Origin of the sequence: Bradyrhizobium genomosp. III, assembly GCF_000261705.1 — a bacterium.
GTDB lineage: Bacteria > Pseudomonadota > Alphaproteobacteria > Rhizobiales > Xanthobacteraceae > Bradyrhizobium > Bradyrhizobium ottawaense.
Genome location: NZ_AJQF01000071.1, coordinates 1 through 14,116, shown reverse-complemented (window position 1 = coordinate 14,116; position 14,116 = coordinate 1). Strand labels below are relative to the sequence as shown.

Below are 14,116 nucleotides of genomic sequence, written 5' to 3'. Positions count from 1 at the left end.
CTCTCCTATTCCGCCGGCTGCAGCACGCCTGGGCGCGCCCGCTCGACCTCGTCGAGCGGCAGGTCCAGCACCTCCTCGAACTCGACGATGTTGTCGATCTCCGTGCCCATCGCGATGTTGGTGACGCGTTCGAGGATGAACTCGACCACCACGGGCACGCGGTGCTTGGCCATCAATTCGCGCGCGGTCGCGAACGCGGCCTGCGCGTCCTTCGGATCGGTGACGCGGATCGCCTTGCAGCCGAGGCCTTCGGCGACCGCGACGTGGTCGACGCCGTAGACGCCGATCTCGGGCGCGTTGATGTTCTCGAAGGAGAGCTGAACGTGATAGTCCATCTCGAAGCCGCGCTGGGCCTGGCGGATCAAGCCGAGATAGGAATTGTTCACGACGACGTGGATATAGGACAGATTGAACTGCGCCCCGACCGCGAGCTCCTCGATCAGGAACTGGAAGTCGTAATCGCCGGAGAGCGCGACGATGTCGCGATCCGGGCACGCGGCACGCACGCCGAGCGCGGCGGGCAGTGTCCAGCCGAGCGGCCCCGCCTGACCGGCATTGATCCAGTTGCGTGGGCGATAGACGCCGAGGAACTGCGCGCCGGCGATCTGCGACAGGCCGATCACGGTGACGTAGCAGGTGTCGCGACCAAACGCCTTGGTCATCTCCTCATAGACGCGCTGCGGCTTGATCGGGACGTTGTCGAAATGGCTCTTGCGCAGCATCGTCTTCTTGCGATCGCGGCAGGCCGCGGGCCACGCCTGGCGCTCGCGCAGCTTGCCTGACCGGCGCCACTCCCTGGCGACGGTGACGAACAGCTCGAGCGCAGCCTTCGCGTCCGAGACGATGCCGAGATCGGGATTGAACACGCGCCCGATCTGGGTCGGCTCGATGTCGACATGCACGAAGGTGCGGCCCTTGGTGTAGGTCTCGACCGAGCCGGTGTGGCGGTTGGCCCAGCGGTTGCCGATGCCGAGCACGAAGTCGGATTCGAGCATGGTGGCATTGCCGTAGCGGTGGCTGGTCTGAAGGCCGACCATGCCCGCCATCAGCACGTGATCGTCGGGTATCGCGCCCCACCCCATCAGCGTCGGGACAACAGGCACGTTGGCAATCTCGGCGAATTCGACCAGGAGATCGGAAGCGTCGGCATTGATGATGCCGCCGCCCGCGACGATCAGCGGCCGCTCGGCGGCGTTGAGCATCTCCAGCGCCTTCTCGACCTGCTTGCGCGTCGCGGTGGGCTTGTAGACCGGCAGCGGCTCATAGGTCTCATCGTCAAACTCGATCTCGGCCAGCTGCACGTCGAGCGGCATGTCGATCAGCACCGGCCCCGGCCGGCCCGAGCGCATCACGTGAAACGCCTGGCTGAACACGCGCGGCACCAGCGCCGGCTCGCGCACGGTCACCGCCCATTTGGTCACGGGCTTTGCGATCGACTCGATGTCGACGGCCTGAAAGTCTTCCTTGTAGAGCCGCGCGCGCGGCGCCTGCCCGGTGATGCAGAGGATCGGAATGGAATCGGCGATCGCCGAATAGAGCCCGGTGATCATGTCAGTGCCGGCCGGCCCCGAGGTTCCAATGCAGACCCCGATATTGCCGGCCTTCGCCCGCGTATAGCCCTCGGCCATATGCGAGGCGCCCTCGACATGCCGCGCCAGGATGTGCCGGATCGTGCCGCGCTTCTTCAGCGCCGAGTAAAGCGGATTGATCGCGGCCCCGGGAACGCCGAAGGCGGTGGAGATGCCTTCCTTCTCCAGAATTCGCACGGCAGCATCGATAGCTCGCATCTTCGCCATATCGGACCTCGCTCAAGTTGCGTCAGCGAGCGAGATCATCGGGTGCGCAGAAGCCGATCTCAACGAGATCGATTTTATTTTCCACGATGCGGCAGCCGCGGAAAAATAGCGGCGGTCTCAAACGGTTAGATCGAGAGTTGCATGAAAGCGGATCACTCGAACAGCGGCGCCAGTTCCATCTGCGGCACCAGCACCAGGCCCTTGTCGGTGATGCGAATTTCCGGAATGACCGATAGGGGAATCAAATTGAAGCCCATATAGGGGATGGTGCAGCCGGCCTCGGCCCATTCCTTCTTCAGCGCCTTGACCTCTTCGGCCACCTCCGTGACGCGCTTGTCCGAGAGAAGCCCCGCGATCGGCAGCGGAACCAGTGCCTTTACCTTGCCGTCGGCGACGACGCAGACGCCGCCCTGCTGGTCCTTGATGGCCGCGATCGCGACCTGCATATCGGGCTCGTTGGTACCGGCGACGATGATGTTGTGGCTGTCGTGTCCGACGCTGGAGGCGACCGCGCCGCGCTTGAGGCCAAAGTCCTTCAGCAGTCCGTAAGCGACGTTGCCGGCCGACTTGCCGTGGCGCTCGATGACTGTGACGAAGCACAGGCCGTAACGCGCGAACAGCGACGGCCAGTCCTTTGCTGGCTCGATCGCGACTTTGTCATGGATCAGCGTGATACCCGGCAACGCTGTTTTGATGGCATTGACGGTGCAGGCCTTCGCCGGCAGATCCGGCGTCAGCTTGACCTTCTCCGGCAGCTTCACGGTCGCGTAGGCTGCCTTTGGATATTGATAGCGGTGAGACAGCGCCTGATCGAGCAGCCCGGTGATCTCGCCGTTCTCGACCACGAGCTCGCCGCCATACCAGGTGCATTGTGGCTTTAGCTGGTCGTCCATCAGCACGAGATCGGCGCGGCGGCCGCCGCCGAGGCCACCGATGTCGCCGTCCATGCCGAAGCGCGTGGCGCCATGCAGCGAGCCCATCGACCAGGCCTGCTCCGGCGACATCCCCGCCTTCACGGCCTCGCGCACCACCCAGTCGAGACCGAACATCAGGAGATCGTCGGCGTCGCGGTCGTCGGTGCACACGGCCGTGCGCTTGTGCGAGGCGCCGAGCTCGGTGATGGTGCGGATCGCCTGTGGTAGCGAGTGCCAGGGCGTCGTCGGCGGACCACCGCGCAGGAATATCCAGACGCCGGCATCGAGCAGGTCGTCGGCGATGTCGCGGTCGATCGCCTCATGGGTATCCGTTACGCCGCTGGCCGCATAGGCCGCAACGAATTCGCGGCCGTAGACGTGGCCGGACACCGGACGTCCCCGCTTCAAGGCGGCAGCGAGGATGGCATGGCTGCGCTCGTCGCCCATCGTCACGGGCACGAAATCCATCTTTTCACCGAGCGCCACCGCCTCCGGCCAGCGGTCGAACAGACCGGCGATCTTGTCCGGTGTAAGGTCTCCTCCCGCCGTTTCGAGCTCGGCCGAAGTCGCAGGGACAGTCGACGGCACCGTCAAAAAGATCGAGAGCGGCGCCTCGCGCGCGTCTTCCAGCATCGCCTCCACGCCGGCGACATCCATGACGTTGCCGATCTCGTGGCTGTCGCAGAAGATCGTGGTGGTGCCGTTGAGCAGCGCGGCCTCCGCATAGGCGCAGGCCGTCACCATCGAGGATTCGATGTGGATGTGCGGATCGACCAGCCCGGGTGCGATGACGCCGCCAGCGGCATCGTAGAGCGCCACGTTGGGCCAGATCTTCGTTGCCGCGCCTGATGGCTTCACCGCCGCGATGCGCCCGCCGGTGATCCAGACCTCCCGACCGGGATGGATGCGTTCCGAATAGGTCGAGAGCACCCGCGCGCCGGAAATGACCAGATCTGGCGCGAGACGCGCGGACGCGACATCGGCGAGGCGCCGGGTCATCGCATGCAGCGGGGCGACGGTGAAGCGGGTGAGTTTGGTCATCGGGACCCTCGCGCGGCGTTACGGCCCGGCGATGGTTACGCGCTGCACCAAACCGGGCAAGTGCAAATATGACGGCACGCCCTGCTTACGCCTTGGGCGCCGCACCGCCTGCCGTTCCCGACCTGGCAGATCGGCGCGGGTTCCGCGTTCTCGCCGGCGGCGCCGCAGCGGGTTTGACCCGGATTCGCATCGACCGGCCCTTCGGCTCATCGATCTCGAACGAATTCGTCTTCCGCACCAGGTCGCTCAGCTTGCGGAAGCCGTAGGTCCTCGGATCGAAATCGGAAGCGAGATTGGCGAGCTGCCGTCCGACTTCACCGAGCGCGACCCAGCCGTCCTCGCTCTCCATCTGCGTGATGACCTTCTTGATGATGGGCGTGGCGGCATCGGGCGGCTGAAGCGGCGCTGAGCGTGAAGATGCGTCCTGGGCGGTCGCCGTGCCGGCAAGCAGGTTCTCCGTATAGACGAACCGTCGGCAGGCCTGCCTGAAGCTTTCGGGCGTCTTCTGCTCGCCGAACCCAAAGACATCGATGCCCTGCTCCCGGATGCGGGCCGCCAGACGGGTAAAGTCGCTGTCGGATGACACCAGGCAGAAGCCGTCGAACCGGCCGCTGTGAAGCAGGTCCATGGCGTCGATGACCAGCGTGATGTCCGACGCGTTCTTGCCCGTCGTATAGGCGAACTGCTGCTGCGGGATGATGGCGTGCTTCGACAGAATGTCGGCCCACCCCCTGGACCGCGCGTTGGAGAAGTCGCCGTAGATACGGCGGACGCTGGCCTCGCCGATCTTGGCGATCTCCTCGAACAGTCCGTCCGCGATTTTTGCCGACGCATTGTCGGCATCGATCAGGACGGCGAGACGGGGCGAACGAAGTTCTGACGGCATGGAATGTCCCCACGAGATGGACGCAGCATCACAAGATGCCAGCGCCGGGATGACTAATCTTCGGTCGCCTTGAACCGGCCCAGCCCCTTCAACACGAAGGGCGCCAGCAGCGCGATCAGTGCCAGCGCCAGCAGCGTCGCCGAGATCGGGCTCTGCAGCAGCGTCATGGGATCGCCGAGGCTGATCGCGAGCGCCCTGCGCAACTGGCTCTCGGCGATCGGGCCGAGGATCAGGCCGACCACGACGGGGGCGATCGGAAAATCGAACCGGCGCATCAAAAAGCCGAGCACGCCGAAACCGGCGAGCATGGACAACTCGACCACCGACGGTTTTGCGGCGATGGTGCCCATGGTCGCGAATACGAGGATGCCGGCATAGAGCCATGGCTGCGGGATCGCAAGCAGCCGCACCCACAGGCCGACCAGCGGCAGATTGAGCACCAATAGCATCACGTTGGCGATGAACAGGCTCGCGATCAGGCCCCACACGAGATCAGGCCGCTCGGCGAACAGCAGCGGTCCCGGGTTGAGGCCGTATTGCTGGAAGCCCGCCAGCATCATCGCGGCCGTCGCCGAGGTCGGCAGTCCCAGCGTCAAGAGCGGCACCAGCGTGCCGGCGGCGGAGGCGTTGTTGGCGGCTTCCGGCCCCGCGACGCCTTCGATCGCGCCCTTGCCGAACTCTTCGGGGTGTTTCGTCAGCCGCTTCTCGGTCGAATAGGACAGGAAGGTCGGGATCTCAGCGCCGCCCGCCGGCAGCGCGCCGATCGGAAAGCCGAACATGGTGCCGCGCAGCCACGGCTTCCACGAACGCTTCCAGTCTTCCTTTGTCATCCAGAGCGAGCCGCGCACCGGCTCGAGCTTCTCCTCGCTGTGGTGGCGGCGCGAGGCGACATAGAGCGCCTCACCCACCGCGAACAGGCCGACCGCGAGCGTCGTCACCTCGACGCCGTCGAGCAGTTCAGGAACGCCGAACGCAAGCCGCGCCTGACCAGTCAACTTGTCGATGCCGACGAGGCCAAGCGTCAGGCCGATGAACAGGCTGGTCAGGCCGCGGATCGGGGAATCGCCGAAGGTCGCCGACACCGTGACGAAGGCGACGCACATCAGCGCGAAGTAATCCTCAGGACCGAAGCGCACGGCGAAATCGACCAGCCACGGCGCGAGGAAGGCCAGGCCGATGGTGGCGATGGTTCCGGCGACAAAGGAGCCGATCGCGGATGTCGCAAGCGCCGGCCCGCCGCGGCCGGCCTTGGCCATCTTGTTGCCTTCGAGCGCGGTCGCCATCGAGGCGCTCTCGCCGGGCGTGTTGATCAGGATCGCGGTGGTGGAGCCGCCATACATGCCGCCATAATAGATGCCGGCGAACATGATCAGCGAGCCGCCGGGATCTAGCTTGTAGGTGACCGGCAACAGCAGCGCGACCGTCAGCGCCGGGCCGATGCCGGGCAGCACGCCCACGGCGGTGCCGAGGAATACACCGATCAGGGCATAGAGCAGGTTCATCGGCTGAATGGCGACGGCCATGCCGTGCGCCAGCGCCGCAAAAGTGTCCATCACAGCAGTCGCTCCAGCGGGCCGGTCGGAAGGCTCAGCGTCAACAACCGGTCGAACGCGAGATAGATCAGGATCGACATCACGAGGGCGATGATGCTGTCGACGAGGATGGCACGGCGGCCGAAGGCGGCCGATGTCGTCACGAACAGCGCCGACGTCGCCAGGATGAAGCCGCCGCCAAAGCCGATGATGGCGATCAGCAGCGCAAGACCGATGAGGATCAGAACCACGGGCACGGGATCGGCGCTCTCGCGCGCCGGCAAATTGCCGCGCAGCGCGTCGATGAAATTGCCGATCGCAAGCAGCGCAAGGCCGCTGGCGATCACGACAGGCATCGCCTCCGGCCCCATGCCGTACATCGCGGTGGACGACAGGCCGCGCGCGTCGAAGACCAGCACCGCGGCGAGGCCTGCGAGCAGTGCAGCGATGACGATACCGGCGCGATCGACGCGCCGCGGCGGCTGGGCCGGATCGCCCGAGGTCATGACTTGACCAGGCCGACCGATTTCAGCACGTCGGTGACCCGCACGGTTTCCTTCTTCAGGAAGTCGGCGAAGGCGTCACCGCCGAGATAGGCGTCTTCCCAGCCCTTCTGCTTGAGGATTTCCTTCCAGGCGTCCGACTTCACCATCTTCTCGACCGCATCGCTCAGGGTTTTGCGCTGCTCCGGCGTGATGCCGGGAGGCGCCACCACCGAGCGCCAGTTGGCGATCACGAGGTCGATGCCTTGCTCCTTGAAGGTCGGGATGTCGCTGCCCTGGATGCGCTTCTCCGAGGTCACGCCGATCGCGCGCAGCTTGCCGGACTTGATCTGCCCTTCATATTCGCTGAGGCCCGAAATGCCCGCGGTGACCTTGCCGCCGAGGATCGCCGCCAGCGACTCGCCGCCGCCGGAGAACGGGATGTAGTTGATCTTCTTGGCATCGGCACCGACCGCGCCGGCGAATAACGCCGCCATCACATGGTCGACGCCGCCGGCCGAGCCGCCGGCGAAAGTCACCTTGGCGATATCGGCCTTCACCGCGGCGGCCAGATCCTGCGCAGTCTTGATCGGCGAATTCGCGGGAACCACGATCACCTGGATTTCCTCGGTGAGGCGCGCGATCGGCGTCACCTGCTCCAGCGTCACCGGCGACTTGTTCATGGCGAGCGCGCCCACCATGACGAAGCCGTTGACCATCATCTGGTTGCCGTCGCCCTTGGCGCCGTTGACGAATTGCGCGATGCCGACGCTGCCGCCGGCGCCGGGAACGTTGGTGACCTGCACGCTGCGCGCGACGCCCGCGGCCACCAGCGCCTGCTGCATGGAGCGCGCGGTCTGGTCCCAGCCGCCGCCCGGGGCCGCCGGCGCCATCAGCTTGAGCTCGAGCTGCTGGGCAAGGGACGGCGTCGCTGCCGCAAGGGTCAGCGCGACGGCTGCGCCGGCAAGGCGCGCGGAAAATTGAAACATGAGGACGCTCTCCAGGCTCATGCGGACGTTTGCCGCATTGTGTCGTTTGGTCGCATATCAGCCAAAACGGCCGATGCTGTCCAGCGACAGTGCCCGGGTTCCCCAGTTAGCGCGGCGCCGGCATGACCCCGCCGAGCGCGACCGTCAGCTCGCCGGCGACCTCGCGCACGATTTGGCCGATTTCCGGCAGCCTGTCGTCGGTCAGGCGGCTGGTCATGCCCGAGACTGAAATCGCCGCGAGCGGCTCGGCACAGTCGTTGTAGACCACTGCGGCAATACAGCGCAGCCCCATGCAGGCCTCTTCATCGTCGAGCGCAAAACCCTGCTTGCGGATTTTTTCGAGCTCCTTGAACAGGTCGCTCGGCCGCACGATCGACTTCTCGGTCAGCCGGGGCATGCCGTGATGGCGGATGACGGCGCCGACGTCCTCATCGGAATAGGTTGCGAGCACGGCCTTGCCGACGCCCGACGTCACCATGGGGACGCGGCCGCCGACCAGGGTCAGCGAGCGCATGATCTCGCGGCTCTCCATGCGGGTCAGCACGATGATGAACTCGTCGTCGACCACGGCGAGATTGGCGGTCTCGCGGGTGAGATCGCGCAGCTTGCGCAAGTAAGGAATCGCCTGCGCGGAAAAATTGCGCCGCCGCGCAAAGCTCGCACCCACCGTGAAGGCGCGCGAGCCGACATGCCATTTTGATTGCGTGCGGTCGAACTGCACGAAGCGGCGGCTCTCCAGCGTCGCCAGCAGGCGGTGCACCGTGGAAGCCGACAGGCCGGTCCGCACCGCGAGATCGCTGAGGCGATAGCCTTCGTCGTCCTCGGCCAGCGTTTCGAGGATCGACAGCGCGCGATCGACGGACTGCACGCCGCCGTCGCGCGTGTCGTTGTCGGCCTCCGATGATCGAGGCTCGAGCGATTTGCGCCGGATCACGTTCTTGCTCATCGCGACCTGACAGTTGTCACCTCTCCCCGCGAGCGAGGAGAGGTGAAGTCTTCGTCTCAGAGCAGCCCTGCCCCGCGCGCCCATTTGTACTTGGCGCCGAGGACCTCGACCGGAAGCTCGGTCGAGTAGGCGTAGGCCGGGATGCCGTTCTGGTAGAGATATTCGGCGGCTTCCTCGACCTCGACGTCGCCCGCGAGCGAGGCGACGATCGGCTTCACGAAGCCCTTGGCCTCCATCTCCTTCTTCACCTCGACCATGTTGCGGGCGAACACCATCGGCGGCGTGACGATGGTGTGCCAGTAGCCGAGGATCAGCGAGTGGATGCGCTCATCGGAGAGGCCGAGCTTCACCGTGTTGACGTAGGTGATCGGAGGCTCGCCGCCGGTGATATCCACAGGATTTCCGGCAGCCCCGAACGGCGGGATGAACTTGCGGAAGGCCGCATCCAGATCCGCCGGCATCGACATCAGCGACAGGCCATTGTCGACGCAGGAGTCCGACAGCAGCACGCCCGAGCCGCCGGCACCGGTGATGATCAGCACGTTCTCGCCCTTCGGCGTCGGCAGCACCGGCACGCCGCGGGCGAATTCGAGCAGTTGCCGCAGCGAACGAGCGCGGATCACGCCGGACTGGGCCAGGACGTCCTCGTAGATCTTGTCGTTACCGGCGAGCGCGCCGGTATGCGACGAGGCCGCCTTGGCGCCCGCCGAGGTGCGGCCGGCCTTGAGCACGACGACCGGCTTCTTCTTGGAGACGCGTTTGGCGGCCTCCGCGAAGGCGCGGCCGTCCTTGAGATCCTCGCAATGCTGCGCGATCAGGTTGGTGTTCGGGTCCTGCTCGAAGAAGGCGAGCAGATCGTCCTCGTCGATGTCGGACTTGTTGCCGAGGCCCACGATCGCCGACACACCCATTTTCGCCGAGCGCGAAAAACCGATGATGGCCATGCCGATGCCGCCCGACTGCGACGACAGCGCCGCGTGGCCCTTGACGTCGTAGGCGGTGCAGAAGGTCGCGCAGAGATTGGCGGGCGTATAGTAGAAGCCGTAGATGTTCGGCCCCATCAGGCGGATGTCGTATTTCTTGCCGACCTCGACGATCTCGGCCTGCAGCTCCGGCGCGCCGGCCTCCGCAAAGCCCGACGGAATCAGCACCGCACCGGGGATTTTCTTCTCGCCACATTCGGTGAGCGCCGCCGCCACGAACTTGGCGGGGATCGCGAACACGGCCGTGTCGATCACGCCCGGCACGTCCTTGACGCTCTTATAGGCCTTGTAGCCGAGGATCTCGGTGGCCTTGGGATGAATCGGATAGATGTCGCCCTTGTAGCCGCCGTTGATGAGGTTCTTCATCACGGAGTTGCCGATCTTGCCGTCCTCGGCGGAGGCACCGACCACGGCGACCGCCTTCGGCTGCATGATGCGGCTCATCGCCGCGACGATCTCCTCGGTCGGGCGCGGCTTCGGCTTCGGCACATAGGCGAAGTCGACGACGATGCGCACGTCGGCGGCGGTCGCGCCCTTCGCCGTCGCGAACACCGGATTGAGGTCGAGCTCGACGATTTCAGGGAAATCGGTCACGAGCTGCGAGACCTTGACGATGACATCGGCGAGGGCGTTGCGGTTCACCGGCTCGCCGCCGCGCACACCCTTGAGGATCTCATGCGCCTGGATGCCGTCGAGCATCGAGAGCGCGTCTTCCTTGGTCGCGGGCGCGAGGCGGAAGGTGATGTCCTTGAGGACTTCGACCAGCACGCCGCCGAGGCCGAAGGCGACCAGCTTGCCGAACGAGCCGTCGGTGATCGAGCCGACGATGACCTCGGTGCCGCCGGCCAGCATCTGCTGCACCTGGACGCCGTCGATCTTGGCGTCGGCCTTGTACTTCCTGGCGTTGCCGAGAATGGTCTCATAGGCCTTTTCGGCGTCTTCGGCCGTCTTGAGGCCGACGATGACGCCGCCGGCTTCGGTCTTGTGGAGAATATCCGGCGAGACGATCTTCATCACGACCGGGAAGCCCATCGACGAGGCCATCTTGCCGGCCTCGCCCGCCGACTTCGCCACGCCCTCCTTCGGCACCGGAATGCCATAGGCGTCGCAGACCAGCTTGCCTTCCGGGGCCGTCAGGCTGGTGCGGTTGTCCGCCTTGACCTGGTCAAGCACCTTGCGGACGGCTTCTTTGGAATTGGACATGTGGCTTCTCCCTTGACCTCAGTTCGTTCTTTTCAAAGCGCGCGTGGTTTTGCGGCTGCCCGTGATGCTTGCCATTCGCCGCGCTCTGTTCCATTCCGCGGAACGGAGCGGCATAAGCGCCAGATTACTCCGCCGCCGTGGATCAAAAATGGCTGGCGATGGCATTTGGTATGCCAGAAGCCAACTTGTCAAGCTGCGGCATCGCTTAGAACGCCGCAAAAAATAGCCAGCTTGACATTCTGGCATGTGGTATGCCAAAAACTTTCCCGTTAATAATCCTGTAAAAGACGACTCCCACTGGAGGAGATTCGTCGTGTCACTGCGGAAACCAACCAAGGCGTTGCCGAACATGGCCGAGGCAGATATCGCAATCGTTCGTATTGCCCCGGAGAGCAGCTTCAAGAACAAGGCGTATGACGCCTTGAAGGAAGCCATCCTCAGGATGGACATCTATTCGACGCCCGAGCCGGTGATGCTCGACGAGCGCGCGCTGTCCGAACGTCTGGGTGTCAGCCGCACCCCGATCCGCGAAGCCATCGCGATGCTCGAGCAGGACGGCTTCGTGAAGACGGTGCCCCGCCGCGGCATCATGGTGGTGCGCAGGACCAAGAGCGAGATCGTCGACATGATCCGCGCCTGGGCTGCGCTGGAGAGCATGGCTGCGCGCCTCATCACCACCACCGCGCGCAAGAAGGACATCACGGCGCTGCGTGACTACTTCAAGGATTTCGGCAAGGACCGCCTGCCCGAGGATCACGTCGAGGAATATTCGCGCGCCAACATCGCCTTCCATCAGGCGCTGATCTCGCTGTCGGAATCGCCGGTGCTGGTCGATCTCACCAACGACCTGCTGCTGCACGTGCGCGGCTATCGCCAGCTGACCATCGGACGCAAGGACCGCACTGCGACCTCGCTGCCCGAGCATCTCGGCATGATCGAAGCACTGGAGGCACGCGACACCGAGCTCGCCGAAAAGCGTGCCCGCGACCACACTCTCGGCCTTGCCGCTTACGTCGAAGCGCACGGCCAGGAACTGTTTACGTAACCTAGCAACGTTCACCAGAAGGGCGAACAATTCGCCCCACTATCTGAGACCAGGGAGACAAGGCCCATGCTGAATACCGCGACCAAGTCCGAGGCACCGGGCACCGAGCAGGAGCTGACGGATGGCTTTCATCTCGTCATCGACGCGCTCAAGCTGAACGGCATCAACACCATCTATAATGTGCCGGGCATCCCGATCACGGATTTGGGCCGCATGGCGCAGGCCGAGGGCATCCGCGTGATCTCGTTCCGCCACGAGCAGAACGCCGGTTACGCCGCAGGCATCGCCGGCTACCTCACCAAGAAGCCCGGCGTCTGCCTCACGGTCTCCGCGCCCGGCTTCCTCAACGGTCTCACCGCACTCGCCCACGCCACCACCAACTGCTACCCGATGATCCTGGTCTCGGGCTCTTCGGAGCGCGAGATCGTCGACCTGCAGCAGGGCGACTACGAAGAGATGGACCAGCTCGCGATTGCCAAGCCCCTGTGCAAGGCGGCCTATCGCGTGCTGCACGCCCAGGACATCGGCATCGGCCTGGCCCGCGCCATCCGCGCCGCGGTCTCGGGCCGTCCGGGCGGCGTCTATCTCGACCTGCCGGCCAAGCTGTTCGGCCAGGTGATGAGCGCCGATGCCGGCCAGAGGTCGCTGGTCAAGGTGATTGATGCTGCGCCCGCGCAGATCCCCTCGCCCGCTTCGGTCAAGCGTGCGCTCGACGTGCTCAAGGGTGCCAAGCGTCCGCTCATCATCCTCGGCAAGGGCGCGGCCTACGCGCAGGCCGACGAAGAGATCAAATCCTTCGTCGAGAAGAGCGGCGTGCCCTTCCTGCCGATGAGCATGGCCAAGGGCCTCCTGCCCGACACCCATCCGCAGTGCGCCGGTGCGGCCCGCTCGACCGTGCTGAAGGAATCCGACGTCGTCATGCTGATCGGCGCGCGGCTGAACTGGCTGCTCTCGCACGGCAAGGGCAAGAGCTGGGGCGAAGCGCCCAAGAAGTTCATCCAGGTCGATATCGAGCCGCGCGAGATGGACTCCAACGTCGAGATCGTCGCGCCCGTCGTCGGCGACATCGGCTCGGTCGTCTCCGCCTTCAACCAGGCGATGGCTTCCGGCTGGACCGCCCCGCCCGCCGAATGGACCAAGGCGATTTCGTCCAAGCGCGAAGAGAACGTCGCCAAGATGGCGCCGAAGCTCATGAACAACAAATCGCCGATGGACTATCACGGCGCGCTCGGCGTGCTGAAGAACGTCATCAAGGAGTACCCCGAGGCGATCCTCGTCAACGAAGGTGCCAACACGCTCGACCTCGCCCGCGGCGTGATCGACATGTACCGGCCGCGCAAGCGTCTCGACGTCGGCACCTGGGGCGTGATGGGCATCGGCATGGGCCAGGCGATTGCCGCCGCGCTCGAGACCGGTCACCCCGTGCTCGCAGTGGAAGGCGACTCGGCGTTCGGCTTCTCCGGCATGGAGGTCGAGACCATCTGCCGCTACAACCTGCCGATCTGCATCGTCATCTTCAACAATGACGGCATCTATCGCGGCACCGACGTCAACGGCGCCAACGCCGATCCGGCGACGACGGTGTTCGTCAAGGGCGCGCGCTACGACAAGATGATGGAAGCCTTCGGCGGCGTCGGCGTGAATGCGACCTCGCCGGACGAGCTCAAGCGCGCCGTCAACGAAGCCATGAAGTCCGGCAAGCCGACGCTCATCAACGCGGTGATCGATCCGGCCGCGGGCTCGGAGAGCGGCCGCATCGGTAACCTCAACCCGCAGAGCGTTCTGCAGAAGAAGAAGTAAGTCCACCCCTCAACCCTTAATTCCCTGCGGTTGGCGGGGGCAGACACAGAGTACGGAGCAACAGCATGACCAAAGCGCTTACGGGCGTTCGCATTCTCGACTTCACCCACGTTCAATCAGGACCGACCTGCACGCAGCTGCTCGCCTGGTTCGGCGCTGACGTGATCAAGGTGGAACGTCCGGGCGTGGGTGACATCACCCGCGGCCAGCTGCAGGACATCCCGAACGTGGACAGCCTGTATTTCACCATGCTCAATCACAACAAGCGCTCGATCACGCTCGACACCAAGAACCCCAAGGGCAAGGAAGTCCTCACCGAGCTGATCAAGAAGTGCGACGTGCTGGTGGAAAACTTCGGCCCCGGCGTGCTCGACCGCATGGGCTTCCCCTGGGAGAAGATCCAGGCGATCAACCCGAAGATGATCGTCGCCTCTATCAAGGGCTTCGGCCCCGGACCGTACGAAGACTGCAAGGTCTATGAGAACGTCGCGCAGTGCAC

General features: G+C 65.0%; 11 protein-coding genes. 3 read left to right on the top strand and 8 right to left on the bottom strand.

Going from position 1 to position 14,116, the window contains the following annotated elements:
• Positions 1-5 precede the first annotated feature (5 nt).
• From gcl to IC66_RS0106950, 8 genes are all read right to left on the bottom strand, one after another.
• Positions 6-1,796: a glyoxylate carboligase gene (gene gcl, locus IC66_RS0106985; RefSeq protein WP_038947128.1), complete on the bottom strand. Its 1,791-nt coding sequence runs from the start codon at positions 1,794-1,796 to the stop codon at positions 6-8.
• Positions 1,797-1,948: 152 nt separating this feature from the next.
• Complete coding sequence (locus tag IC66_RS0106980; RefSeq protein ID WP_038947127.1) at positions 1,949-3,751, bottom strand: adenine deaminase; 1,803 nt, start codon at positions 3,749-3,751, stop codon at positions 1,949-1,951.
• 85 nt (positions 3,752-3,836) lie between these two features.
• Positions 3,837-4,637, bottom strand: coding sequence for an NYN domain-containing protein (locus tag IC66_RS0106975; protein WP_028143048.1), 801 nt, complete (start codon positions 4,635-4,637; stop codon positions 3,837-3,839).
• 53 nt (positions 4,638-4,690) lie between these two features.
• Positions 4,691-6,190 (bottom strand): tripartite tricarboxylate transporter permease, encoded by a 1,500-nt coding sequence (locus IC66_RS0106970; RefSeq protein ID WP_028143047.1) that lies wholly within the window; start codon positions 6,188-6,190, stop codon positions 4,691-4,693.
• Positions 6,190-6,675 (bottom strand): tripartite tricarboxylate transporter TctB family protein, encoded by a 486-nt coding sequence (locus tag IC66_RS0106965; RefSeq protein ID WP_038947126.1) that lies wholly within the window; start codon positions 6,673-6,675, stop codon positions 6,190-6,192. Before IC66_RS0106965 ends, IC66_RS0106970 begins: the two co-directional genes overlap by 1 nt.
• The gene (locus IC66_RS0106960) at positions 6,672-7,640 is read right to left on the bottom strand and encodes a Bug family tripartite tricarboxylate transporter substrate binding protein (RefSeq protein ID WP_038947124.1); all 969 of its coding nucleotides are present in this window, start codon (positions 7,638-7,640) and stop codon (positions 6,672-6,674) included. Before IC66_RS0106960 ends, IC66_RS0106965 begins: the two co-directional genes overlap by 4 nt.
• 106 nt (positions 7,641-7,746) lie before the next feature.
• The gene (locus tag IC66_RS0106955; protein ID WP_038947123.1) at positions 7,747-8,586 is read right to left on the bottom strand and encodes an IclR family transcriptional regulator; all 840 of its coding nucleotides are present in this window, start codon (positions 8,584-8,586) and stop codon (positions 7,747-7,749) included.
• Positions 8,587-8,642: 56 nt separating this feature from the next.
• Positions 8,643-10,772, bottom strand: a complete 2,130-nt coding sequence (locus IC66_RS0106950; protein ID WP_028143043.1) for an acetate--CoA ligase family protein — start codon at positions 10,770-10,772, stop codon at positions 8,643-8,645.
• A 349-nt stretch (positions 10,773-11,121) separates the two neighbouring features.
• Between IC66_RS0106950 and IC66_RS0106945 the strand changes: the two genes are divergently transcribed.
• The 3 genes from IC66_RS0106945 to IC66_RS0106935 form a co-directional block, all read left to right on the top strand.
• A complete protein-coding gene (locus IC66_RS0106945; protein WP_161966556.1) occupies positions 11,122-11,817 on the top strand; it encodes a GntR family transcriptional regulator in 696 nt (231 codons plus the stop codon).
• 66 nt (positions 11,818-11,883) lie between these two features.
• Complete coding sequence (oxc, locus tag IC66_RS0106940; protein WP_038947122.1) at positions 11,884-13,617, top strand: oxalyl-CoA decarboxylase; 1,734 nt, start codon at positions 11,884-11,886, stop codon at positions 13,615-13,617.
• 65 nt (positions 13,618-13,682) lie between these two features.
• On the top strand, positions 13,683-14,116 hold a 434-nt coding region (locus tag IC66_RS0106935), incomplete at its 3' end, for a CoA transferase (protein WP_038947121.1).